The organism is Neobacillus niacini (genome assembly GCF_046591715.1).
GTDB lineage: Bacteria > Bacillota > Bacilli > Bacillales > Cytobacillaceae > Neobacillus > Neobacillus niacini_L.
Window position 1 is genome coordinate 62,791 of the sequence record NZ_JAWVNQ010000013.1, and the last position, 24,796, is coordinate 87,586.

A 24,796-nucleotide genomic window follows, 5' to 3' on the forward strand; every position below is an offset into this window, starting at 1 on the left:
TGATTAAAATAGCTTAAATAAACGGAGGTATTCCGCCTATTTGCTCGAAAAATTCGAAATAGGTAGATTTTGCGCTGCATAACCGGAAATTCTCCTCTTATATACCCCTGAAACGAGCTCCATTCAGCAAATAGAGGAAAATCTCCGCTTATTTTTCTCTTGCTGGTTACCGATTAATGGAAGACATCGGTTATATGATCCAAATAAAAAAACTCGCCAAATAGGCGAGTTTTTCTCTTTTAACGGTCACTTCTTACATATAACTCTGTAAAATAGACCAAGCCTTATCTTTACCTTCACCCGTTTCAGATGAGAACAGAACAATCTGGTCATTCTCATCTAAATCGAGCGTTTCTTTCGTGACTTTTAAGTACTTCTGCCACTTTCCTCTTGGAATCTTATCTGCCTTTGTCGCAATGACAATACAAGGGATACCATAATGTTTTAGGAAACCATACATCATAATATCATCCTGTGTCGGCGGGTGCCGCAGGTCAACAATCAAAACGACCGCTCTTAATTGCTCACGAGTTGTAAAATACGTTTCAATCATTTTTCCCCAGGCAGCCCGCTCTGACTTGGAAACCTTGGCATATCCATAACCAGGGACATCGACAAAATGAAGAATTTCATTAATCAGGTAAAAGTTCAGTGTTTGTGTTTTACCCGGCTTGGAAGAAATTCTCGCCAAGCCTTTTCGGTTAAGCATTTTATTGATAAACGAAGACTTCCCCACATTCGAGCGTCCTGCTAATGCAAATTCTGGCAAGTCTGTTTCCGGGTACTGCGCTGGCCTTACGGCACTGATGACGATATCGGAACTAACTACTTTCATTGCAATCCACCTTCTACTAGAGCATGCCGCAGAACTTCGTCGACATGCGAAACAAGCACAAACTCTATTTCATTTCTTACACTTTCCGGAATGTCATCGATATCCATTTCATTATCTTTAGGAAGGATAACCTTTGTTAATCCAGCTCGATGAGCACTGAGTGTTTTTTCTTTTAATCCGCCAATTGGAAGCACTCGGCCTCGAAGGGTAATTTCTCCTGTCATCCCGACCTCACGGCGTATCGCTCTGCCCGTCAGTGCGGAAACAAGAGCGGTTGCCATCGTGATTCCGGCAGACGGGCCATCCTTCGGTACAGCTCCTTCAGGAACATGGATGTGAACATCATATTTTTCATGGAAATCTTCTTCGATTCCTAGCTCACCGGCTTTAGAGCGGATATAACTAAAGGCCGCCTGCGCCGATTCCTTCATAACGTCCCCGAGTTTTCCTGTTAACACAAGTCTGCCTTTACCCGGAGATAGTGATACTTCGATTTGCAGTGTATCTCCGCCGACAGTTGTATACGCCAGACCGGTCGCAACCCCGACTTGATCCTCGGTCTCCGCTTGGCCATAACGGAACTTTGGCTTCCCTAGGAATTCCTCTACATTCTTTTCCGTTACGATTACGCGCTTTTTCTCACCTGAGACCACGATTTTAGCGGTCTTACGGCAGATTGTCGCCATTTGCCGTTCCAGGCTCCGGACTCCTGCTTCACGGGTATAATATCTGACTACCTTAAGAATTGCATCATCGCGAACTTGAAGGATACCTTTTGTCAGTCCATTTTCTTTAATTTGCTTCGGCAGCAAATGATCTCTTGTGATATGAACTTTTTCGATTTCCGTGTAACCAGCAATCGTGATAATTTCCATTCGATCTAACAGCGGTCCTGGAATCGTTGACAGGTTATTCGCGGTTGCAATAAACATGACTTTGGATAGATCATATGTCTCTTCAATGTAATGATCGCTGAAATTATGGTTTTGCTCAGGATCTAATACCTCAAGCATGGCAGAAGATGGATCTCCGCGGAAGTCGCTGGACATTTTATCAATCTCATCTAATAAAAAGACAGGATTGATGGTGCCCGCTTTTTTCATTCCTTGAATAATCCGGCCAGGCATCGCACCGACATATGTTCTCCGGTGGCCGCGGATTTCTGACTCATCCCGCACCCCGCCTAGAGAGACACGGACAAAATTACGATTTAACGAGTTAGCAATCGAGCGGGCTAAGCTTGTTTTCCCTACTCCTGGAGGGCCGGCAAGACATAAAATAGGTCCTTTTAAGGAATTGGTCAATTTCTGAACGGATAAAAACTCCAAGACACGTTCCTTTACTTTTTCAAGTCCAAAGTGGTCCTGATTAAGAATTTTTTCCGCACGATGAATATCAATATCATCATTAGTCGTCTTCGACCATGGAATCGTAATTAACCATTCGATATAGTTTCGTATTACTGCACTTTCTGCAGAGCTTGATGGCACTTTTTCATAGCGGTCAAGTTCTTTGAATGCCGTCTGCTCTACATGTTCAGGCATGCCTGCATTTTTTATTTTCTCCGTTAGTTCAGCGATTTCTCCGGTTTTACCTTCTTTATCGCCTAATTCCTTCTGGATGGCCTTCATTTGCTCACGCAGGTAATATTCCTTTTGCGTTCTTTCCATGGAACGTTTGACACGCTGCCCAATCTTTTTCTCTAGATTCAGTACCTCTTTTTCATTTTGAATCGTATGAATCACCATGTTCATACGTTCTTTTACATCAATCGTTTCAAGGATTTCTTGCTTTTCCTTCAGCTTGATTGGCAAATGGGACGCAATGATGTCTGCCATTCTTCCAGGTTCCTCGATATCTACTACTGAGGCATACGTTTCAGCTGAGATTTTTTTAGATAACTTTATGTATTGCTCGAAATACTCAAGCATTGTTCTCATTAATGCCTGGTCTTCAACATCCTTTGTTGTAGACTCGTCATATGTCACAATGCTGACAGCATAATATTCTTCCTCATCATGAAAGGATTCAATTCTTGCTCTGTTCAGCCCCTCAACCAATACCCTGATCGTGCCATTTGGGAGCTTTAACATTTGTTTAACCTTCGTTAATGTCCCTATTTGGTATAAATCCTCCTCAGAGGGATCATCTATTGCAATATCCTTTTGGGTGGTTAAAAAAATTAAGTGGTCATCTACCATCGCTTTTTCGAGAGCTTCCACCGATCTTTCACGGCCAACATCTAAATGAAGGACCATAGTCGGATATACAAGCAACCCTCGAAGCGGCAGGAGGGGGACGATCAATTCTCTATCTTTCGCCATTAAAGTGCACCTCCACATGCATAAATCATTCTATTCCCGCTAAATAAGCGTAAAAAGAGTCTTTGTACAATTCTATCTCATTTGCAAATATGTGTCTAATAATACGAAAGTAATAAAAATATGTTTGTCAATATGTTATTAATTTTCCCCAACTAAGATGATTTCTTTCATAAAAAACACTTCGGTCATGACAACCGAAGTGTTATCGTTAAATTGATTCCTTTTTCGAAAGCTCAATGGAAGCAGGGATAACCTGACTAATTGGCTGGTTATTGACCAGTGCGATGTCAAAAACTTCACTTAAATGGGTAACAGGAACAATCCGAATGCCTTTGATTTCATTTAAAATCGATTGCATATTTTCTTCTGGGATAATAACGGTGGTTGCTCCCGCTTTTTGAGCGGCCTTTACCTTAGGATATACACCGCCAATTGGCTTCACATTTCCATGAATGCTTATTTCCCCTGTCATCGCCACTTTGTTATCAATCGGGGTTTTGTAGATGGCAGAATAAATGCCCGTTGCCATCGCAATTCCCGCTGACGGCCCGTCAATCGGAACTCCGCCTGGGAAATTAACATGGATATCATAATCACCAGCGGGAACACCCATTGACCGCAGGACGGTAATCACATTTTCGATGGATCCGCGAGCCATACTCTTACGGCGGATGGATTTCCCCTGCCCGCCAATGCTTTCCTCATCAACGATTCCGGTAATGTTTATAGTTCCTTTGTCCTTCGCCGGGATTACTGTAACTTCGATTTCTAGGAGTGCCCCTGTATTCGGACCATACACTGCTAGTCCATTTACAAGTCCGACCCTGGAATCGTCATTAATTTTTCTTTCCATTCTAGGTGACAGCTGACTAGAATGAGCAACCCATTCCAAATCTTCTTCTTTGATAAAATTACGATCATCGGTTATCGCAAGTCCTGCTGAAATTTGAATCATATTAACGGCTTCACGGCCATTTCTTGCGTATGTAGATAATATCTCTAATCCTGTTTCACTAATATCCAATTTCACTTTTTCAGCTGCTTTTTTTCCAACTTGAACGATTTCTTCTTGTGTTAAATCTCTGAAAAACACTTCCATACAGCGTGAGCGAATCGCAGGCGGTATTTCACTAGGCGTCCTTGTTGTGGCACCAATTAAGCGGAAGTCGGCCGGCAGTCCATTTTTAAAAATATCATGAATATGTGTAGGAATTTGTGTATTTTCTTCATGATAATAAGCACTTTCAAGAAAAACCTTCCGATCCTCTAGCACTTTTAATAACTTGTTCATCTGTATCGGATGCAGTTCGCCAATTTCATCAATAAACAATACCCCGCCATGTGCGTTTGTTACCGCGCCTTGCTTCGGCTGGGGAATTCCCGCCTGGCCCATCGCACCTGCACCTTGATAAATCGGATCATGAACAGACCCAATCAAAGGATCGGCAATACCTCTTTCATCAAACCGAGCTGTTGTCGCGTCTAATTCAATGAAAACTGAGTTTTGTTTGAATGGTGATTTTTGAACTTTTTTCGCTTCTTCTAAAACTAATCGAGCAGCAGCTGTTTTCCCTACCCCTGGCGGTCCGTATATAATAACATGCTGCGGATTTGGGCCACATAATGCTGCTTTTAGTGACTTTATGCCATCTTCTTGTCCAACAATATCTTCAAAGCTTGTAGGGCGTACTTTTTCAGCTAATGGTTCTGTTAATGAAATTGATCTCATCTTTCGAAGCTGTTCCATTTCCTTACGGGATTCCCGATCAATGGAAACCTTTTGTGTCCGCTGGTTCCTTAGCAAATTCCAGAAATACAGCCCGATTATAATCCCAAAAAACAGCTGTATAAATAAGGCAATCCCCGTCCAACTCATACTTTTCCCTCCTGCTACAAGTATACTCAATAGATATTAATAAGTATTTCCTGCATATAGTTGGAATAAACCACTAATTGTAAGAAACTGTTTACAATGGAAGGTATATTTTTCATAAAAATGACTATGCAATTTGAGGGACTGGAAATTCTAATTGGAAATTAAGGAAAAAGCATCTATTATTTGTAAGAAAATTCTATATAATAGACATATGTGGAGCACTTCCTTATCTGTGCTCCATTTTTATGAGAAAAAAGAAGTTGGGGGCGAATAATTTATGTCTAATGAAAATGAGGTTTTATTAGATAAAGGCAAACAAAATGAACCAAGAAAAATGAAAGTAGAAAGAAAAGAGGGTGAACCTACTCCCGCTTTCATAGGGGCTTCCTGGGCAGCACTTTTAGTAGGTGTTACGGCGTATTTCATCGGCTTGTTTAATGCCGCAATGCAATTGAACGAAAAAGGTTATTATTTTGCTGTTTTAGTATTCGGACTTTATGCAGCTGTTTCTTTACAAAAAGCTGTAAGAGATAAAGATGAGGGCATACCGGTTACAAATATTTATTATGGCATCAGTTGGTTTGCACTTATTGTCTCTATTGCCTTAATGGGAATTGGATTATATAACGCTGGCAGTATCGACTTAAGTGAAAAAGGGTTTTATGGTATGTCATTTGTTCTAAGTTTATTTGCAGCGATTACCGTGCAAAAGAATATTCGAGATACACAGAGGGCTAGAGAAAGAAGCTAAGTATTTTTCCTTTTGAAAACGACAGTAATCTGTCGTTTTTTTTTGGCGCAGAAAAAAAAGCAGAGATAACTCATTTTTGAATTATCTCCGCTTTTGTTTCAATTATTTAAGCAGATTTCTCTTCTGCTACAACGGTTCCGTCCTCTAATACAAGCTTTGGAAGGCTGTTGTCGATTACCGTTTCCTTTGTAATGATACACTTTTGAATATCATCACGAGAAGGTAAATCAAACATCACATCCAGCATGATTCCTTCAATAATAGAACGTAATCCGCGGGCACCTGTCTTACGTTCAATTGCTTTCTTCGCAATCTCGTTAAGCGCGCCTTCCTCGAATTCCAATTCTACTTCATCGATTTCAAGCATTTTTTGATATTGCTTAACTAGCGCATTTTTTGGCTTTGTTAAGATTTCAATTAATGCTGACTCATCTAACTGCTCAAGACTTGCAATAACAGGAAGACGGCCGATGAATTCAGGAATTAATCCAAAGCGTAGTAAATCTTCAGGTAATACTTTAGAAAGAAGTTCTTTCTGAGTAATGTCCTGCTGCTGCTTCACATCAGAACCAAATCCAATTACCTTTTGACCTAAACGGCGCTTAATAATCGGTTCGATTCCATCAAATGCTCCACCGCAAATAAATAAAATATTAGTGGTATCGATTTGGATAAATTCTTGGTGTGGATGTTTACGTCCGCCTTGAGGAGGAACGCTTGCAACTGTACCTTCAAGAATTTTTAATAATGCCTGCTGTACACCTTCACCAGACACATCTCTTGTAATAGAAGGGTTTTCTGATTTACGGGCAATTTTATCAATTTCATCGATATAAATGATACCCTTTTCAGCCTTTTCCACATCATAATCAGCAGCTTGAATCAATTTTAAAAGAATATTTTCAACGTCTTCCCCAACATAACCAGCTTCCGTTAGAGACGTTGCATCCGCAATCGCGAACGGTACATTCAGAATACGTGCCAATGTTTGCGCTAATAGTGTTTTACCACTGCCAGTTGGTCCAATCATACAGATGTTACTCTTAGAAAGCTCAACATCATCAATCTTACTGTTAGAATTGATACGCTTGTAATGATTGTAAACTGCAACCGAAAGCGATTTCTTTGCTTGATCCTGCCCAATGACATACTCATCAAGGATCTCACAAATTTCTTTTGGCTTAGGAACGTCTTTAAATTCTACTTCCTCTTCAGTTCCAAGCTCTTCTTCCACGATTTCTGTGCAAAGCTCGATACACTCGTCACATATATAGACACCTGGTCCGGCGACCAATTTACGAACTTGGTCTTGTGTTTTCCCACAGAATGAACACTTTAATTGGCCTTTTTCATCATTAAATTTAAACAATTCTTTCACCCCTTGAGAACGTGTTATAACAATATTTAAAGTTGCGTAACACAAACAAAAATCCGTTTTTTTCGAAACTATTCAGTGGTATGTATTGCATTGTAACACATGGACCTGAAGGACAGGTAATAAAAAGCTTTTCAACTATGTTTTTTATAGAGCCGAATTTTTGTTTGGACACCCTTTAAATAATTCCTATGTACCCATTAAGCATAACCACATTTTAATAAATTAAATCTCTATATGGCTGGTTTTAATTAATTCGATATGTAATTCTGTTTTTCCTGCTGCTTGTTAAAAAGGTTTCCCTGTCCTTATTATAATATGTAATTGAAAAAATGTATAAAAACAGGCACGATAAAATCGTGCCATGTTTTGACAATTGGATTATTTTTTGTTTTCGATTAAGAATTCAACAGCTTTTTGCTTTTGAAGATCGCCTTTGATTCCATCAACGCCGCCAAGTGCTGCCTTAATGTTCTCAACAGTCATGTTGTACATGCCAGCCATTTTTTCAAGCTCAGCATTTACATCTTCATCAGTAGCTTCAATGTTTTCTGCTTTTGCAATTGCTTCAAGAGTTAAAGCAACACGAACGCGAGTTACTGCTTCTTCTTTCATTTGCTCACGTAAAGCATTTTCATCTTGACCTGAGAATTGGAAGTAAAGCTCAAGGTTCATGCCTTGCATTTGCAGACGTTGTTCAAATTCTTGAAGCATACGGTTTACTTCGTTTGTAACCATTACTTCTGGAATCTCAACTTGTGCATTTTCAGCCGCTTTTTCAACTAAAGAATCACGCAGGTTGTGCTCAGCTTCGTGCTTCTTGCTGTCTTCTAAACGAGTTCTGATTTTTTCTTTTAATGCGTCTAATGTTTCAACTTCATCATCGACATCTTTCGCAAACTCGTCATCTAATGCTGGAAGTTCTTTACCTTTGATTTCGTGAACAGTAACTTTGAATACTGCTGGCTTACCTGCAAGTTCAGCTGCATGGTACTCTTCAGGGAAAGTTACTTCAACGTCTTTAGATTCGCCAGCAGCTACTCCTACTAACTGCTCTTCAAATCCTGGGATGAATGAGCCAGAACCTAATTCAAGTGAATGATTTTCAGCTTTTCCGCCTTCGAATGCTTCGCCATCAACGAATCCTTCAAAATCAAGAACAACTGTATCACCAAGTTCAGCAGTTCCTTCTTCTTTCACTACAAGCTCAGCTTGACGGTTTTGAAGAGTTTCTAATTCTTTTGTTACATCTTCGTCTGTTACAGTTGTGTCTAACTCTTCTACTTCTAACCCTTTGTACTCGCCTAATGTTACTTCAGGCTTTACTTGTACAGTCGCTTTGAAGATAAGCTCTTTACCTTTTTCCATTTGCTCGATATCGATATCAGGACGGTCGATTGGCTCGATACCTGCTTCGTCAATTGCATTTCCGTAAGCTTCTGGAAGAAGAATATCTAATGCATCTTGATATAGAGATTCTACACCGAAACGCTTTTCAAACATTGGACGAGGCATTTTTCCTTTACGGAAGCCAGGTACGTTTACTTGCTTTACAACTTTATTAAAAGCTGCTGTTAAGCCTTCGTTTACTTTTTCTGCGCTTACTTCAACAGTAAGGACGCCAGTATTGCCTTCTAACTTTTCCCATTTTACTGTCATACTATTTTTCCCTCCAACAATCTATTATCATTTCATTCGTAACAAAATTAACAGGATAAAGATTTCATCCTCTTTTTTTATGTAAAAGATAGTTTTTACACAATGCAACCCTTACATTATAACACAGGATTTTTTTCTTTCAACAGAGTTATCTATATATTGGGATAAGAAATTTCTTCTAATTCTCTGATTTTCATAAGTGCCTGCTCTATCATTTCTGTTGTAATCTCGTATTCATCTGATATATCACTTAAATCAGCATCCATGCCTAGATAATTTAGCACTAATAAGTGGAAAGCAGCGGCCCATGCTGAAGTCTCTTGTGGTGTGAACTCAAATGGATAGCTGATGAAGAAAATCCGTTCTACCATTCCTTTAATATTTTCCAAAAGATAGGGATCACTATGTTCTAATCTTTTTTCTAGCAAAGCTTCTATTTCCTTCACTCTTGGCTGCGATTGGACGTCCGGAAGTTCAGTAGGTACCACACTTATATCCTCACTAAACTTTTTAACCATAATTTTCTTATCATATTCCTGTTCTTTTAATAGGTTTAATAGCATGGTTTTGAGAAAAGGGTGTCCAGTGTCTGCGTTAAGATATTCTGTTATTTCGTCCATATAGGGGCGAATATTCTTTTCTGCCAGATTGGAAATTGTGAGCATTTGCTCATTTAGGCTTTGTGATGACAGATTGAGCTCTTTTGGTCTTTTTGGTTCCGGTTCTTCTATCGGCTCCTGTTGATTGTCGTGATCAGCCATTCTTTTGCTAAATTGGAGGATGGTCAAGAAATGATCATGCCTGTCTGGCGGAATCTCTTTTTCATCAAATAAGGCTTCAATCGTCGAGACAATTTCCTGGTACTCGTGGAGCTGAATTAAGACGGTTAGGTAAAGGTCTACCATATGAAAGTAGTCGCCGATTCCTTTTAGCAGCATTTCGTTTGCGAGTTCTTTGGCTTTTATATAAGCTCCTGCTTCAAAATATGCCAGCACCAGGCCTATTAAAATATCACTATTCTCTGGGTCATGCTCTCTCGCCTCTTCGAGCAGCGTGATGGCTTCTTGATACCTTTTATTCTGCAGGCTCTCAAGGCCCTTATCCGTTAATCTCTTTTCGAGTCCGGGAAGGAATATAATATTGTCTCTTCGTTTCGCTCGTTCCCGTTTTTTCATATGTATCCGTCCCTTACTTCTATATGGAAAATAGTGTAACATGAATCATTTAAAAACCAAAATAGTTGTTTTTGGGTGGGGGTATTGTGGGGGATTGTTACTGAATTTTTGGTGGTGGCTGTTTTTGGGCACAATCAGGGGTGGATTGTTACCGAATTTTTGGTGTTGGCATGTTTTCGGGCATAATCACGGGCGGATTGTTACCGAACTATTGCTGTTAGCCTGGGTTTGGGCACTATCATGGAGGGATTGTTACCGAACTTTTGCCGCCGACCTGGTTTCGGGCACTATCATGGGCGGATTGTTACCGAAGTTTTGCCGCTGGCCTGGTTTCGGGTACAATCACGGGCGGATTGTTACCGAATTATTACCGCTGGCCTGGTTTCGGGCACAATCATGAAGGGATTGTTACCGAATTTTTGCCGCTGGCCTGGTTTCGGGCACAATCATGGAGGGATTGTTACCGAATTTTTGCCGCTGGCCTGGTTTCGGGCACAATCACGGGCGAATTGTTACCGTATTTTTGCCGCCGGACTGGTTTCGGGCACAATACTATTTCTAATCCAATATAAAAACAAAAAAACTCACCTTCTAAAGGTGAGTAATAAGTTTTGGTATGTAGTTAAATGGCGTCCCAGGAGAGATTCGAACTCCCGACCGTACGCTTAGAAGGCGTATGCTCTATCCGGCTGAGCTACTGGGACGTATTTGTATTTCAAAGACAAGATTTATTATATAAAGGATATATCTAAAAGTCAACACTATTTGAAGAAAATTTTATAATTGTTTTTTAAAAAGCTTTTTCATGCAGAAAATTACCTTTTTTCATTAGCCTAGATTGACCCAAAGGCTATCGGAAAATGTATTTAGGGTATTTCAGCTTTCCTGGAGTGACCTTAGAGCTCTCGGATTACCCATTTGGGACATTCCAGCTTGCCTGGAGTGACCGTAGTCCTCTTAGAATACGCTTTTGGGGCATTCCAGCTTGCCCGGAGTGACCGTAGTCCTCTCAAAATTCGTATTTAGGGCATTCCAGCTTGCCTGGAGTGACCGAAGCCACCTCAGAATACACATTTGGGTTACTCCAGCTTGCTCGGAATGACCGAAAACCTCCCAGAATACACATTTAGGGCATTCCAGCTTGCCTGGAGTGACCGAAACACTACCAAAAAACGCATTCAGGTAACTCCAGGTAAGCTGTACCTCATAAGAGGGGAAAAACTCCCCACTATTTCCTCGGTAAATTAAACTCAAACGCCAAATCCTTAAGTTCCTGTCCACTAATATCAAAAACGGACATTTTGATTTTTTCATCCAGCAAATTCAAGATCACATATGTTTTTTCAAACCGCTCCCTAGGCATGCGAATGCTCCCAGGGTTCAAAAACAGGGTGCTGCCAATAACTTCTGCTCCCAATACATGAGAGTGGCCGAAACAGACAATATCTGCACCACTTTCTTCTGCCTTGTATTTTAAGTTCATTAACGATGTCTTTACTGAATATTTGTGACCATGGGTAATAAAAAACTTCCTGCCAGCTATCTGTGTTGTGGTTTCTAATGGATAGCCGCCAAAGTCACAATTTCCCATAACAGTTAAATACCCGCTTATCGCTTTATTGTCAGACATCAATTGAGAGTCCCCGCAATGAATCATCAAATCTACTTCATGTACATGGCGTTCCCTTAAGATCTCGAGCTCCCTCGTTAAACCATGGCTGTCACTAACAACAAGAACTTTGCTCATAGATTATTCTGCTCTTTCCACGATAGAATCTAAGATACTCTCGAGCTTTCTCAGTGCATTGGCCCGATGACTTATTTTATTCTTTTCGTCCGAGGATAGTTCTGCCATCGCTCGGCTTTTGTCTGGCACATAAAAGACAGGGTCATAGCCAAAGCCATTTATACCTCTTTGTTCCTCGAGAATCCGCCCTTCACAGGTCCCAGACACTGTGATGGTTTCTTTACCAGGCACAGCCACAGCAAGAGCACAATAAAATCTTGCGGTACGGTCCTCTTCAGATACTCCCTTTAATTCATCAAGTACTTTTTCTAGATTCTTCTGATCATCCTTTGGCTCACCAGCATACCGTGCTGAATAAATACCTGGTCTTCCTTCTAACGCGTCTACGATTAAACCGGAATCATCGCCAATCACCATTTTATTAAAAATTTTCGAAACACCTTCTGCTTTTAACTTGGCGTTTTCTTCGAAACTGTTCCCGGTTTCTTCTATATCCTCGATTTCAGGGTAATCGAGGAGTGTCTTGACTGCAATCCCTCTTGGAGCAAAAATATGTTCAAATTCTTTTGCCTTGCCTGGATTTTTGGTGGCAATAATAACTTCCTTCATCTTCAATTCCCCTTATTTTTTTCGTCTTGCTTCAATTTTTGCCGTAATTTCTTCTCCTAATGCTGCTTTTTGTTGTTCAAACAGCTCCATCAGCCCTTCTTGCGCCGCACCCAGCAGATCTTGAAGCTGCTGATAGGAGAAGGTGGATTCTTCACCCGTTCCCTGTAATTCTACGAATTCTCCATTTCCTGTCATTACGATATTCATATCAACTAGTGCTTTGGAATCCTCTGCATAATTCAAATCCAAAACCGTTTCGTTATTTTTTAAAATCCCAACACTTGTAGCGGCCAAGTAATCTGTAATCGGGAACTTCATATTCTTTTTTTCACCCAGCCGATGAAGGGCAATAGCCATTGCGACAAAGGCTCCAGTAATGGAAGCGGTTCTTGTTCCGCCATCTGCTTGAATGACATCACAATCGATCCAAACAGTTCTTTCGCCCAATGAAGATAAGTCCACGACCGCTCTTAGGGCTCGTCCGATTAAACGCTGGATTTCCATTGTTCTTCCGGTCACTTTTCCTTTTGAAGATTCGCGAATATTTCTTGTTTCCGTTGCCCGCGGCAGCATAGAATATTCAGCGGTAATCCAGCCTTTGCCCTCACCTCTCATAAAAGGCGGTACTCTCTCCTCAATGCTCGCCGTGCAAATGACCTTGGTATTCCCTACAGAAATAAGGACGGAGCCTTCAGGATGCATTAAATAACCTGTTTCAATATGTATGGGTCTTAATTGAAGTCGTTCTCTACCATCAACACGCACAACTATTTCCTCCTTGTTGGTGAGATTAATTCTCCCACCTATTTCAGGCATTCTTTAAAAATCAAATAAAGAAGAGGAAGCCTAAAGGCAACCTCTTGCGATTATCACTATATAGTATATCAAAAATTATTTTTTAGAAACTACCTGTGTTGACTTTTTCTGGACGTGTAACAGGCTCGGATAATTTTTCACCTTTATCATTTACCAATTCAGCCTTGCCATCTACTGTAACAGCAACACTTTCAATACCCTTTTGCTCTGTCAAAGATAGTACAAGAGCGTTTAGCAAATGCTGTGAAACAATTTTTTCTTCAAAGCTTCCATATATGGACTCATTAAAGTTCAACGTAACTTTTCCATCTTCTACCTTTGGCGCCTCTAAAAGCTCCACATCAGGCATAAACTCAGAAGCAAGATTAGACTTTGCATTTGGTCCTTTTACCAATTCATTTACGATCGCAACAATATTATTTTTCTCGCTATTATTTACCCTCTTGGTAACAGGTACATAATAGTATGAATCTTCTTCACCGCCAATATAATAAACGGTTACCGGCTTGGTGTTTGTAATATCAATGACACCGGCAGTATCAATGTTAATTCCAGTTGCTCTGGATAAATTTTCGCTGATTGGTGTGCCATTAACAGGCATCTCCGTTAATTCATGTCCATTCATCTGAAGCTTAACTTTCTCAATTGTGTCAAATTGCGTTAGTGTCCATGTGATGGATTCGAGGATTTTCCTTTCATCCTCTGGCTGGTAGTTCTTGAACTCTTTCGAGAAGTCAACTACCGCGACGCCATCTTTAATGTTCACAGATACTTGTGTTTCTTCAGGTATAACCGCACGGAAATCATTTGGAAGCATGTCTGTAACTGGGCCATTCGCAACTAAGTATTCTAAAGCTTGCTTAGCGACAGAGGTTGTTTTAGGCAGTGTTAATGTTTGCGGCACCACGAGCCCATCTTTGTTAATTAAGTATAACTCTGTTTTCATGGCACCTTCGACTTCTTCGCTCTTTCCAGTGGTTTCCTTAGTTGGGTTTGGTTCGTTTACTGTTACCTGCTTTGGCGGATCAACTTTTTTCTGCACTTCTTTCCCGAACAAACCGCACCCCGATAATAGAAGCGTCGAAGCAAAAACAGCTGTAACTAGGGGTTTCACTTTATTTTTTGACATATTTTTTCCCTCCTAAGACAGTTTGTACTATCATGTATACGAGCCTATTAAACTAATTAGACCGTCTTTGGAAAAGAAAATTAGGACATTCTCTGATTTTTTAAAAAAAAAATTAAGCTCCCTGAAAAAGGAGCTTAATTATAATTTAATCTTTTTAACATTCTCAATCGGTACTCCCAGCCACTGAGAGGCTATTTTTGAAAAAATATACTTTGAACCTGTTGTGTAAAATTCGTGTTCCGGCATACTCTCATCTGTTTCGAGGAATCCATTATATTGAAGAATCGCACTAATTTCCCGTGCCGTTTCATCGCCAGAACTAATAACCCTTACACTTTCGCCCATTACTTTTTGAATTAGTGGTTCAAGTAACGGGTAATGGGTGCAGCCAAGGATCAGGGTATCTAAATTTTGATTTTGAAGCGGCTTTAGTGCTTCGACGACGATTCTCTCGGCAATATCCCCGTCATATTCTCCGCTTTCAACAAGTGGAACAAATTTTGGGCATGCTTGTCCTGTTACATATAAACGGCTGTTGAGTGCTTTTAAAGCTTTCTCATATGCACCGCTTTTAATGGTGCCTTCTGTCCCTATAATCCCTACTCGATAGTTCTTTGTCTTCTTGATCGCAGCTCGTGCTCCAGGATAGATGACTCCGAGTACTGGAATTCTTAATTCATTTCTAATTTCATCAAGAACCGCAGCGGTTGCGGTGTTGCAGGCAATGACGAGCATTTTTATATTTTTTTCTAACAAAAACGTTGTCAGTTCCCAGGTAAATCTTTTGACTTCCTTTAGGGGTCTAGGGCCGTAGGGGCACCTCGCAGTATCTCCCAAGTAAATAATCTTTTCATTCGGAAGCTGTCTCATGATCTCTTTCGCAACCGTTAATCCGCCAACTCCGGAATCTATGACACCAATTGGTTGTTTCACCATTTTCGCCTCTTTTTTTAACGCATATCTTGATGCAGTTTCATTAAATTGTTTTGAAGCTGTAGAATTTCCTCTGAGGAGAAATTGGCTAGAACTTCATCTAAATAAGCCTGTCGTTTCTTTATTACTTCATCTATTATTCTTTCGCCCTCTTCAAGCAGGTGAATTCGAACAACACGGCGATCCTTAGGATCCTTTACACGGACAACCAGTTGATTCTTTTCCATGCGGTCCACAAGGTCTGTAGTCGTACTGAAAGCCAAATACATTTTAGTAGACAGCTCTCCTATGGTCATGTCGCCATCTTCAAAAAGCCACTGCAGTGCTACAAATTGCGGCGGGGTTATTTTATAATGACTTAACATTTCTCTGCCTTTTTGCTTAATAATTCCTGAAATATAACGCAATTCCTTTTCGATCCTTGCAACAATTTCATCGCTAACCTTTTGTGAATTTTCGACCGTCATCTATAACACTCCTATACGAGGCGTACCTTTTCCATGTTTCAAAAAGAATCAGCACTATTAATCTGCTCTTATTTTCTACTTTTTTCGTCAAAATTTCAAGCAAGAACTGGCTCTTCTGCAAAAGAGGTTGATTTATATGTAAACCTAAGTAGGTTTTTTCCAATAAAAAACATGAACCGGCCTCCCGCAGGAGTCCGGTCATGATTAAAGTTCTAGCTCTCCCATACGAAGGAGCTCTACAACTGCTTGTGAACGCCCCTTAACACCAAGCTTTTGCATAGCATTGGAAATATGATTTCGAACCGTCTTCTCGCTTATAAATAATTCACCAGCGATTTCCTTAGTAGTTTTATCCTGTACTAAGAGTTCGAATACTTCTCTTTCACGTTTGGTGAGTAACGGCTTGTGAGTATATTCATTCTCCTTCAAGTATTGTGACCCTCCTTGCCTTCGCCAGTTATGAACCGTGGGGTGGGTATATATTTAGTCACGATATCTTATGTGAGGGACACATTTAGAGTGACTATAAATACTTTAAGGAGAATAATTTTGTGAAAAAATCTTTATAAAAAAAAGTCCCTGTGGAAAAGGACTTATATTGGTTTGGCATAAATGATATACCGCTCGGGCGCATTTCCGACAAAACGGAACGGATAACAGGTAATAACAATTAATTCTTCCTGTGTGTTTTGCAGAGTAATAATCGTTCGGTCATCTGCATCAACAATCTTGGTGCTGGTTAATTCATATTTAAATTTACCATTTGGCATATGTACCTCAAAAACATCTCCAGGCTCCAATTCGCCTAATCGCCTGAACACCGTATCACGATGGCCCGATAAAACAATCTGACCGTTCTCACCTGGAAAATAGGAACCTTTATAATGCCCGACTCCCTTTTTTAAATCATTGGGGTCTGTTCCTTCCACAATCGCCAATTCGGCATTAATCCTAGGTATTGTTAATAATCCTGCTGTGTCACCAAATTTTGGGGGATCGATTTTTTGTGGGTTTTTAAAAGGTTCTTCCTCATCATAGGTTGATTCGGCCTTTGCTACAATTCTTTTCGCTTCTTTTAACGACGCATCAGTCTGAAATTTCGTCTCCAGTATTTGCCAGACTCCAACTCCAATGACAATTAATCCTGCCAAAATCATTATTAACGGAAGCTTCTTCACCCTCATATACCATCCTTTTTCCGTACTTTACAGATTCTTACTATTAGTATACCAAAAGGGTGTTCAAAAGTCCTATGCAGGAATAGAAAAACCTTCTTTTCCTTAATAGAAAAGAAGGTTTTAAGAATCAGTAATTAGATCGGGCTAGATATACCTTACACCTGGTCGCTTCCGAAGAAGTTTCTGAATGCTTGAATGGTTGTATCACGGTTTAGAGCCGCAATAGAAGTTGTTAATGGAATTCCTTTTGGACATGACTGAACACAGTTCTGTGAGTTACCACAGTTAGCAAGTCCGCCATCACCCATTATTGCTTCTAAGCGTTCCGCTCTATTCATTTCACCGGTTGGATGTGCATTGAATAGACGTACCTGTGAAAGCGGCTGAGGTCCGATAAAGCTTGAATTGCTGTTTACATTTGGACAAGCCTCAAGACAAACACCGCAAGTCATACATTTTGAAAGCTCATACGCCCATTGACGCTTTTTCTCTGGCATACGAGGACCAGGTCCTAAATCGTAAGTTCCATCGATTGGAATCCAAGCTTTTACTTTCTTCAACGCATCGAACATTCTGCTGCGGTCAACCTGAAGGTCACGGACAACTGGGAATGTTCTCATTGGCTCTAGGTGGATTGGCTGCTCTAATTGGTCAACAAGCGCCGAACAAGATTGACGGGGCTTTCCGTTAATCACCATTGAACAGGCGCCGCATACTTCTTCAAGGCAGTTACTATCCCAAGTAATTGGGGTAGTAGCTTGTCCTTTTGTATTAACAGGGTTTCTGCGAATTTCCATTAAAGCAGAAATGACGTTCATATTTGGACGATACGCTAATTCAAACTCCTCTTGGTAAGGAGCAGAATCAGGGCTATCTTGGCGTGTAACAATAAATTTTACTGTTTTATTTTCAGACATGTGTTCCTACTCCCCTTTCTTTTTTGCATAGTTGCGTTCACGAGGCTTGATTAAAGAAACGTCAATTTCCTCGTAGTGGAAAGCTGGTGCAGATGAGCCATCAACAAATTTTGCCATGGTAGTCTTTAAGAAGTTTTCATCATCACGGTTCGGGAACTCAGGCTTGTAATGCGCGCCGCGGCTTTCATTACGATTGTAAGCACCGATTGTGATTACGCGTGCCAACTGAAGCATGTTTTGTAATTGACGCGTAAAGGTCGCTCCCTGATTGCTCCATTTGCTTGTATCTTGAATGTTGATATTTTTATAACGTTCTAATAACTCTTGAATCTTTTCATCTGTCTTTAATAGTCTGTCATTGTGACGTACAACTGTCACATTATCCGTCATCCACTCGCCAAGCTCTTTATGAAGAACGTACGCATTTTCCGTACCATTTAGAGACATAATGGACGCCCACTTCTCTTCTTGTTCTTTCACATGACGATCAAACAATGTAGATGAGATGGCATCTGAACTCTTTTCAAGTCCATTGATATATCTAACAGCATTTGGTCCAACGACCATTCCGCCGTAAATAGCAGAAAGTAATGAATTCGCACCTAATCGGTTAGCACCGTGTTGTGAATAATCACACTCACCAGCAGCGAAAAGACCAGGAATATTTGTCATTTGGTCATAATCAACCCATAATCCGCCCATTGAATAGTGCACGGCAGGGAAAATTTTCATTGGAACTTTACGAGGATCATCACCCATGAATTTTTCATAGATTTCAATGATTCCGCCAAGTTTAATGTCTAATTCTTTTGGATCCTTATGTGAAAGATCCAGGTAAACCATGTTTTCACCGTTAATTCCCAGCTTCTGATCGACACAGACTGAGAAAATTTCACGTGTTGCAATATCACGCGGTACTAGATTTCCGTATGCAGGATATTTTTCCTCAAGGAAGTACCATGGTTTTCCATCCTTATATGTCCAAACACGTCCGCCTTCACCACGAGCTGATTCACTCATTAAACGAAGCTTATCGTCACCAGGGATTGCAGTTGGGTGAATTTGAATCATTTCACCATTTGCGTAATAAGCACCCTGCTGGTAAACGATTGATGCAGCAGAACCTGTATTAATAACAGAGTTCGTTGTTTTACCGAAGATGATTCCAGGGCCTCCGGTTGCCATGATCACTGCATCCCCGCTAAAGGATTTAATTTCCATAGATGTGAGGTTTTGAGCAACAATTCCTCGGCAGACTCCATCGTCATCTACTACCGCGCCTAAGAATTCCCATCCTTCGTACTTTGTAACTAATCCTGCTACTTCATGACGGCGAACCTGCTCGTCTAGTGCATATAGCAGCTGCTGTCCTGTAGTCGCACCAGCAAATGCAGTTCTTGAATGCTGAGTACCTCCGAAACGGCGGAAGTCTAAAAGTCCTTCTGGTGTACGGTTAAACATAACACCCATCCGGTCCATTAAGTGGATAATTCCAGGTGCTGCTTCACACATCGCCTTAACGGGCGGCTGGTTAGCTAAGAAGTCACCGCCATAAACGGTATCATCAAAGTGAATCCATGGAGAATCGCCTTCTCCTTTTGTATTTACTGCTCCGTTCATACCGCCCTGGGCACAAACAGAGTGGGAACGTTTAACCGGAACAAGTGAAAATAATTCTACTGGTGTTCCTGTTTCTGCAACTTTGATGGTTGCCATTAAGCCGGCAAGTCCGCCGCCGACTATGATCACCTTACCCTTACTCATTGTGACTCACTCCCTTAATCCAAAAATCCGATATTTTTCAACACAGTGTATGAAGTTAATTTTTTAAACAAAAGCTAAAATCGTTCTAATTCCTACAATGGATAAAACGACAAAAACGCCGATTGTAAAATATGTAGAAATTACTTGAGAACGAGGTGAAACTGTAATACCCCAGCTAACCAAGAATGACCACAAACCGTTCGCAAAGTGGAAAATAGTTGAAATCACACCAACAAAATAGAATACAAGCATGAATGGTGAAGAGAAGATATCAGCCATCATGTCAAAGTTAACATGAGCACCAAATGCTGCTGCAACGCGTGTTTGCCATACGTGCCATGTAATAAAGATTAACGTAATGACACCAGATACACGCTGCAAAACGAACATCCAGTTTCTGAAAAATCCATATTTTCCAGCATTGTTTTTTGCAGTAAATGCAATATAAAGCCCATAGATTGCATGAAATAAAATTGGTAAATAAATAATTACAGTTTCTAGGACAATTCTAAAAGGAAGGTTCCCCATAAAATCCGCAGCCTTGTTAAAGGACTCAGCCCCTCCTGTAGCAAAATGATTGACTACTAGATGCTGCATTAGGAATACTCCGATTGGAATTACTCCCAGTAATGAATGCAATCTTCGATTCAAAAACTCTCGATTCCCCGCCATAATTAACCCCCCTTGAATTTTTAACATGATGTTAAGCCTTTTTTTAACTATTTCATTTAAATAGATTTTAACTTAGCATCACTGTGACAAATATGTGACATGTCCATTTTACTCCCATCAGGTATTAGCGTCAAGAAAACGTATACACAAAAGTGGGATAAAAATAAAATTTTTAAAATATATTGATATTATAATAAATTATAAGTTTATATCCTTGTAAATGGAATGATCTACTATTAAATCCAAAAGAATTACAATAAATAGTTAAATTTTATTTGCAGTTCAGCTTGATAATTGGGAACCATAAATTATGATGAAAGATAGGCTATTATATTGCAAAATAACAATCCTTCACCACTCTAACGCTTCACACCATATTCTATAAAAAGTGTTCTTACTTAAAGAGTGTTTTGTATATAATAGAATGGTAGAAAGAGGGGATCCTATTATGAATGAAAGTACTGCGGTTGAACTTACTTTACAATCGGATGAATCAAGAAATATCTCACTATTTGGTTATGAGCTGATCAGAGAGGTCATCTTGCCCGAAATTTTAGGCAAAGACACTCCTGAGATTCTTTATTGGGCCGGGAAAAGCTTGGCGCGTAAGCACCCTTTAAACACTCTTGATGATATCATTGAATTTTTTTCAAGAGCCTCATGGGGACATCTCGAGGTTAAAAAAGAGCGAAAAGATGAGATTGAATTTGAACTTGTCAGCCCGCTCATCGTCTCCCGAGTTAAATCAAAAGCAGAACACTACTTCCAAATCGAAGCAGGCTTCCTTGCAGAGCAAATCCAACACCAAAAACAAGTTATCGCTGAAACCTTCGAACACCCAGTAAAAAAAGCAAACAAAGTCCAATTCACCGTCAAATGGGATCGAAAAGACACACTTTAGTATTTAGCAAAAAGCATTCATCGACTGCCCGATGAATGCTTTTTCATATTATTCGTTCTCTGTAGAGAGACCAAATGCTTGGTGCAGGACTTCTACTGCTTTCAGCATATTTGTTTCTTCTACTACGGCTGATACTTTTATTTCTGAGGTGCTGACCATTTTAATTTGAATCTGATTGGCAGCCAGTACTTCAAACATTTTCGCTGCGACACCCGGGTTTGAAATCATCCCCGAACCCACGATTGAAACTTTGGCCAGTTTATTTTCAGCATCGAGCTGCTCATAATTCAAGACATCCTTGTTATTTTCAAGAACATTTAATGTTTCCATTAGGTCATCCGTTTTAATCGAGAATGCAAGATTTGCTGTTTTTGCTTCTGTTGTACTTTGAACGATTATATCAACGTTTAAATGATTCTCCGCTAATGTTGTAAAGATCGTTGATAAGCTGGTTAACGAATTGGCAAGTCCCAGCACGCTCACCTTTGTTATTTCATCTTCAAACGCCACTCCACGGACTACAAGGTTTTGTTCCATTGATGCTTCCTCCTCAATCAGTGTTCCTTCTACTCTCTCCAAACTTGAACGCACTTCAAGTGTTACCTGATAGTTTTTCGCAAACTCTACTGCTCTTGGGTGCAGGACACCTGCTCCTAAATTGGCAAGCTCCAGCATTTCATCATAAGATACTGATTTCAATTTACGTGCACTCTTTACATATCTAGGGTCCGTCGTATAAACTCCGGTTACATCTGTATAAATATCACACTTATCTGCTTTTAAGGCTGCTGCAAGTGCCACCGCAGTCGTATCTGACCCGCCTCTTCCAAGAGTGGTAATTTCCCCATTTCCGGTAATCCCCTGGAATCCCGCAACAATAACTACTTTCCCTTCGTTTAGCTGGTTCTTTACAGCTTCTGTGTTAATTGTTGTAATACGGGCATTTCCATGAACAGGCTCCGTAACAATTCCAGCCTGCCATCCTGTAAACGATACAGCCGGCAGCTTCTGCTCATTCAGCGCCATTGATAATAGGGCTATCGTCACCTGTTCTCCAGTGCTTAACAGCATATCCATATCCCGTTTATTAGGCTGACCTGAGATTTCTTTTGCTAAATTCACCAGCTGATCGGTTGATTTTCCCATTGCAGAAACCACCACTACAACTTGATTTCCCTGAGCACATTCGGCTTTTATCCGTTCTGCTACATTTAGTATTCTTTCTACACTTCCTACTGAAGTACCGCCAAACTTTTGAACAATTAAACCCATCGTTTCCCCTGCTTTCAGTTATAGGTTTAGCTATCATTATAGTTTCCCCGCAAAAAATAAAAAAAGCAATGAGAGGGCATCTCATTGCTTAACATACACAAAAAAATTCTGCGTCTACAATGTAAGATAGCTCTCCAAGACATGACATCTTGACAATCCGGCATTTATTCAATACAGGACCAGCAAAGAAAGAAATGAGACTTTCTTCACTTCGGCGAACATCCCCTTTCATGATTCTTCACTGAAGCTCATCCTCCTCAGAATCATTACTCTTGAAGCTCGCACCTCTACCTTCACTTTAGTATTAAAAAGTGATAGTAATATAATTTTCACTCATTATAGCATAGTGCCATTATTCTGACAATCACTAGGATTGAAGTTTTTTCATTAATTCCTCCACGACAGGAGCAGGAATCCCAAGCGCTCTAAACTCTTCAAAGCTTGCTTCTTTCATTTTCTTAACGGAACCAAATTCCTTTAACAATTGCTTTTTCCGTTTTTCACCGACACCTGGAATGTCATCGAGCATCGATTGAAATGCGCTCTTACCGCGGGTTTGACGATGGAAAGTAATCGCAAATCGGTGAACCTCATCTTGAATTCGTTGTAATAAATAAAATTCCTGGCTGTTCCTGCCGAGCGGGATGACTTCAAGCGGATTACCATATAACAAATTGGAGGTTTTGTGCTTATCATCCTTCACTAGACCAGCCAGCGGAATATCTAAGCCAAGCTCATTCTCCAGCACGTCTCTGACTGCTTCCACATGTCCTTTTCCGCCATCAATAATAATCAAGTCCGGAAGCGGCAGCTCTTCTTTTAGAGCTCTTGAATATCTCCTTCTAGTTACTTCACGCATTGATTCATAATCATCAGGGCCTTTAACGGACTTAATCTTATATTTTCGATATTCACGCTTATTCGGCTTCCCGTCGATAAAAACAACCATGGCCGAAACCGGGTCCGTCCCTTGAATATTCGAATTATCGAAAGACTCAATTCTATGCGGGGTATAAATGCCCATAAGTTCCCCGAGATTCTCCACCGCTTTGATGGTTCTTTCCTCATCCTTTTCAATCAGTGAAAATTTCTCATTCAACGCTATTTTTGCATTTTTGATTGCCATTTTAATAAGGTCTTTTTTCTGGCCACGCTGCGGCTTTAGCACTTTTACTTGAAGAAGCTGTTCCGCAATGTTTAGGTCAATTTCATCTTGAATTAGAATTTCCTTTGGCTTAAAGTGATTTGATTTTTCGTAAAATTGACCGAGGAAAGTGAGAATCTCTTCTTCTGGCTCATTGTAAATCGGAAACATGGAAACATCACGTTCAATTAATTTTCCTTGGCGTACGAAGAAAACCTGCACGCACATCCAGCCTTTATCAACGGCATAGCCAAACACATCACGATCGGTAAAATCGGTCATCGTGATTTTCTGCTTTTCCATGATTGTTTCGATATGAATGATCTTGTCACGGAATTCCTTAGCCCGCTCAAAATCCAATTCCTCAGATGCTGAGGTCATTTTTTCTGTTAAATCTTTTTTAATTTCTTTATATCCACCATTAAGGAAACGAGTAATTTCATCAGTCATTTGCTTGTATTGCTCTTCATGCACCTCATTTACACATGGTGCCAGGCACTGCCCTAAGTGATAGTACAAGCAAACCCTGTCAGGCAGAGTTGAGCATTTTCGCAATGGGTAAATTCGGTCTAGCAGTTTTTTGGTTTCATTGGCGGCCATGACGTTCGGATAAGGACCAAAGTACTTGCCTTTATCTTTTTTTACTTTCCTCGTAATGATTAGTTTCGGATGTCTTTCTGCTGTTAGTTTAATAAACGGATAGGTTTTATCATCCTTCAGCATGACGTTATATTTCGGGTCATATTTCTTAATTAAATTTAATTCAAGCAGCAATGCTTCTATATTGGATGAGGTGACAATGTATTCAAAATCCTCAATCTCATTAACAAGCCGGAATGTTTTTCCGTCATGTGAACCGGTAAAATAAGACCGAACTCGATTCTTCAGGATCTTTGCTTTTCCTACGTAAATGATCGTTCCCTGACGGTCCTTCATTAAGTAGCAGCCAGGCTGATCAGGCAGCAGTGTTAATTTTTGTTTGATAGTCTCATTCATATTCAAGCTGCTCCTCTCCGTCTATTTTTTTATCTATCCTAAAATTTTAAATCAAAGCAGTGATAAAGAAAAGCCTGATTCTATTTCCAGCGGCTATTTAGGGGATGATGATTTCTTCGTTGTTGGCTTTCGTACGGGTTAAGAGTATTCAATAGGCGGAAGATTTCCGTCTATTGAATCTAGATTAAGCTTTGAGGCAGATATAAGCGGAGAAATTGCGGTTAACTGCTTAAAATAAGACAAAATTCAAGGATTT

21 protein-coding genes, 1 tRNA gene and 1 riboswitch are annotated in these 24,796 nt (G+C 40.2%); of the genes, 2 read left to right on the top strand and 20 right to left on the bottom strand.

Annotated features, from left to right (window positions below):
- Positions 1–253 precede the first annotated feature (253 nt).
- From yihA to lonB, 3 genes are all read right to left on the bottom strand, one after another.
- The gene (gene yihA / locus SFC47_RS21825) at positions 254–835 is read right to left on the bottom strand and encodes a ribosome biogenesis GTP-binding protein YihA/YsxC (protein WP_411256639.1); all 582 of its coding nucleotides are present in this window, start codon (positions 833–835) and stop codon (positions 254–256) included.
- Entirely contained in the window at positions 832–3,159 is a 2,328-nt protein-coding gene (lon, locus tag SFC47_RS21830; RefSeq protein ID WP_411256640.1) for an endopeptidase La, read from the bottom strand. The genes yihA and lon overlap by 4 nt, the downstream gene beginning before the upstream one ends.
- A gap of 208 nt (positions 3,160–3,367) precedes the next feature.
- On the bottom strand, positions 3,368–5,035 hold the full coding sequence (gene lonB / locus SFC47_RS21835) for an ATP-dependent protease LonB (protein WP_411256641.1): 1,668 nt from the start codon (positions 5,033–5,035) through the stop codon (positions 3,368–3,370).
- Between the two features lie 277 nt (positions 5,036–5,312).
- On the opposite strand from lonB, the gene yiaA reads away from it, so the two are divergent.
- Positions 5,313–5,786, top strand: a complete 474-nt coding sequence (yiaA, locus tag SFC47_RS21840; protein WP_411256642.1) for an inner membrane protein YiaA — start codon at positions 5,313–5,315, stop codon at positions 5,784–5,786.
- Positions 5,787–5,892: 106 nt separating this feature from the next.
- Here the strand turns inward: yiaA and clpX are convergent, their stop codons facing one another.
- The 15 genes from clpX to SFC47_RS21915 all read right to left on the bottom strand — a co-directional run bounded on the left by clpX (position 5,893) and on the right by SFC47_RS21915 (position 20,227).
- Complete coding sequence (gene clpX, locus SFC47_RS21845) at positions 5,893–7,155, bottom strand: ATP-dependent protease ATP-binding subunit ClpX (protein ID WP_411256643.1); 1,263 nt, start codon at positions 7,153–7,155, stop codon at positions 5,893–5,895.
- A 387-nt stretch (positions 7,156–7,542) separates the two neighbouring features.
- Entirely contained in the window at positions 7,543–8,820 is a 1,278-nt protein-coding gene (gene tig / locus SFC47_RS21850) for a trigger factor (RefSeq protein WP_411256644.1), read from the bottom strand.
- Positions 8,821–8,972: 152 nt separating this feature from the next.
- Positions 8,973–9,995 carry a tetratricopeptide repeat protein gene (locus SFC47_RS21855; RefSeq protein ID WP_411256645.1) on the bottom strand — a complete coding sequence of 341 codons (1,023 nt, stop codon included), beginning with the start codon at positions 9,993–9,995 and terminating at the stop codon, positions 8,973–8,975.
- Positions 9,996–10,622: 627 nt separating this feature from the next.
- Positions 10,623–10,699 (bottom strand) — tRNA-Arg (locus SFC47_RS21860).
- A 524-nt stretch (positions 10,700–11,223) separates the two neighbouring features.
- Complete coding sequence (locus SFC47_RS21865) at positions 11,224–11,742, bottom strand: metallophosphoesterase family protein (RefSeq protein WP_411256647.1); 519 nt, start codon at positions 11,740–11,742, stop codon at positions 11,224–11,226.
- A 3-nt stretch (positions 11,743–11,745) separates the two neighbouring features.
- Positions 11,746–12,351, bottom strand: a complete 606-nt coding sequence (locus SFC47_RS21870; protein WP_411256648.1) for an XTP/dITP diphosphatase — start codon at positions 12,349–12,351, stop codon at positions 11,746–11,748.
- A gap of 12 nt (positions 12,352–12,363) precedes the next feature.
- Positions 12,364–13,116, bottom strand: a complete 753-nt coding sequence (gene rph / locus SFC47_RS21875) for a ribonuclease PH (protein ID WP_411256650.1) — start codon at positions 13,114–13,116, stop codon at positions 12,364–12,366.
- 133 nt (positions 13,117–13,249) lie between these two features.
- Positions 13,250–14,296 carry a GerMN domain-containing protein gene (locus SFC47_RS21880; protein ID WP_411256651.1) on the bottom strand — a complete coding sequence of 349 codons (1,047 nt, stop codon included), beginning with the start codon at positions 14,294–14,296 and terminating at the stop codon, positions 13,250–13,252.
- Between the two features lie 138 nt (positions 14,297–14,434).
- Complete coding sequence (gene racE, locus SFC47_RS21885) at positions 14,435–15,229, bottom strand: glutamate racemase (RefSeq protein ID WP_411256661.1); 795 nt, start codon at positions 15,227–15,229, stop codon at positions 14,435–14,437.
- A gap of 17 nt (positions 15,230–15,246) precedes the next feature.
- Positions 15,247–15,696: a MarR family winged helix-turn-helix transcriptional regulator gene (locus tag SFC47_RS21890; RefSeq protein WP_411256652.1), complete on the bottom strand. Its 450-nt coding sequence runs from the start codon at positions 15,694–15,696 to the stop codon at positions 15,247–15,249.
- 204 nt (positions 15,697–15,900) lie between these two features.
- Positions 15,901–16,125, bottom strand: coding sequence for a spore germination transcription factor GerE (gerE, locus tag SFC47_RS21895; protein ID WP_009796032.1), 225 nt, complete (start codon positions 16,123–16,125; stop codon positions 15,901–15,903).
- A 164-nt stretch (positions 16,126–16,289) separates the two neighbouring features.
- Positions 16,290–16,880 carry a class D sortase gene (locus SFC47_RS21900; RefSeq protein ID WP_411256653.1) on the bottom strand — a complete coding sequence of 197 codons (591 nt, stop codon included), beginning with the start codon at positions 16,878–16,880 and terminating at the stop codon, positions 16,290–16,292.
- Positions 16,881–17,029: 149 nt separating this feature from the next.
- Positions 17,030–17,791, bottom strand: a complete 762-nt coding sequence (gene sdhB / locus SFC47_RS21905) for a succinate dehydrogenase iron-sulfur subunit (protein ID WP_411256654.1) — start codon at positions 17,789–17,791, stop codon at positions 17,030–17,032.
- A 6-nt stretch (positions 17,792–17,797) separates the two neighbouring features.
- A complete protein-coding gene (sdhA, locus tag SFC47_RS21910; RefSeq protein ID WP_411256655.1) occupies positions 17,798–19,555 on the bottom strand; it encodes a succinate dehydrogenase flavoprotein subunit in 1,758 nt (585 codons plus the stop codon).
- A gap of 63 nt (positions 19,556–19,618) precedes the next feature.
- Positions 19,619–20,227 (bottom strand): succinate dehydrogenase cytochrome b558 subunit, encoded by a 609-nt coding sequence (locus SFC47_RS21915; protein WP_411256656.1) that lies wholly within the window; start codon positions 20,225–20,227, stop codon positions 19,619–19,621.
- A 448-nt stretch (positions 20,228–20,675) separates the two neighbouring features.
- Here SFC47_RS21915 and SFC47_RS21920 point away from each other — a divergent pair, with 448 nt between their 5' ends.
- Entirely contained in the window at positions 20,676–21,128 is a 453-nt protein-coding gene (locus tag SFC47_RS21920) for a YslB family protein (RefSeq protein WP_411256657.1), read from the top strand.
- A gap of 48 nt (positions 21,129–21,176) precedes the next feature.
- On the opposite strand, the gene SFC47_RS21925 is transcribed toward SFC47_RS21920, so the two are convergent.
- Positions 21,177–22,400 carry an aspartate kinase gene (locus SFC47_RS21925; protein ID WP_411256658.1) on the bottom strand — a complete coding sequence of 408 codons (1,224 nt, stop codon included), beginning with the start codon at positions 22,398–22,400 and terminating at the stop codon, positions 21,177–21,179.
- Between the two features lie 119 nt (positions 22,401–22,519).
- Positions 22,520–22,698: riboswitch (Lysine riboswitch) on the bottom strand.
- 69 nt (positions 22,699–22,767) lie between these two features.
- Positions 22,768–24,540: an excinuclease ABC subunit UvrC gene (gene uvrC, locus SFC47_RS21930; RefSeq protein ID WP_411256659.1), complete on the bottom strand. Its 1,773-nt coding sequence runs from the start codon at positions 24,538–24,540 to the stop codon at positions 22,768–22,770.
- Positions 24,541–24,796: the final 256 nt, after the last annotated feature.

What these genes read in the sequence shown, in the direction of transcription:
- yihA (WP_411256639.1), bottom strand. Translation starts at nt 835, where the DNA reads ATGAAAGTAGTTAGTTCCGATATCGTCATCAGTGCCGTAAGGCCAGCG.
- lon (WP_411256640.1), bottom strand. Translation starts at nt 3,159, where the DNA reads ATGGCGAAAGATAGAGAATTGATCGTCCCCCTCCTGCCGCTTCGAGGG.
- lonB (WP_411256641.1), bottom strand. Translation starts at nt 5,035, where the DNA reads ATGAGTTGGACGGGGATTGCCTTATTTATACAGCTGTTTTTTGGGATT.
- yiaA (WP_411256642.1), top strand. Translation starts at nt 5,313, where the DNA reads ATGTCTAATGAAAATGAGGTTTTATTAGATAAAGGCAAACAAAATGAA.
- tig (WP_411256644.1), bottom strand. Translation starts at nt 8,820, where the DNA reads ATGACAGTAAAATGGGAAAAGTTAGAAGGCAATACTGGCGTCCTTACT.
- SFC47_RS21855 (WP_411256645.1), bottom strand. Translation starts at nt 9,995, where the DNA reads ATGAAAAAACGGGAACGAGCGAAACGAAGAGACAATATTATATTCCTT.
- SFC47_RS21865 (WP_411256647.1), bottom strand. Translation starts at nt 11,742, where the DNA reads ATGAGCAAAGTTCTTGTTGTTAGTGACAGCCATGGTTTAACGAGGGAG.
- SFC47_RS21870 (WP_411256648.1), bottom strand. Translation starts at nt 12,351, where the DNA reads ATGAAGGAAGTTATTATTGCCACCAAAAATCCAGGCAAGGCAAAAGAA.
- SFC47_RS21880 (WP_411256651.1), bottom strand. Translation starts at nt 14,296, where the DNA reads ATGTCAAAAAATAAAGTGAAACCCCTAGTTACAGCTGTTTTTGCTTCG.
- SFC47_RS21890 (WP_411256652.1), bottom strand. Translation starts at nt 15,696, where the DNA reads ATGACGGTCGAAAATTCACAAAAGGTTAGCGATGAAATTGTTGCAAGG.
- SFC47_RS21900 (WP_411256653.1), bottom strand. Translation starts at nt 16,880, where the DNA reads ATGAGGGTGAAGAAGCTTCCGTTAATAATGATTTTGGCAGGATTAATT.
- sdhB (WP_411256654.1), bottom strand. Translation starts at nt 17,791, where the DNA reads ATGTCTGAAAATAAAACAGTAAAATTTATTGTTACACGCCAAGATAGC.
- sdhA (WP_411256655.1), bottom strand. Translation starts at nt 19,555, where the DNA reads ATGAGTAAGGGTAAGGTGATCATAGTCGGCGGCGGACTTGCCGGCTTA.
- SFC47_RS21915 (WP_411256656.1), bottom strand. Translation starts at nt 20,227, where the DNA reads ATGGCGGGGAATCGAGAGTTTTTGAATCGAAGATTGCATTCATTACTG.
- SFC47_RS21920 (WP_411256657.1), top strand. Translation starts at nt 20,676, where the DNA reads ATGAATGAAAGTACTGCGGTTGAACTTACTTTACAATCGGATGAATCA.
- SFC47_RS21925 (WP_411256658.1), bottom strand. Translation starts at nt 22,400, where the DNA reads ATGGGTTTAATTGTTCAAAAGTTTGGCGGTACTTCAGTAGGAAGTGTA.
- uvrC (WP_411256659.1), bottom strand. Translation starts at nt 24,540, where the DNA reads ATGAATGAGACTATCAAACAAAAATTAACACTGCTGCCTGATCAGCCT.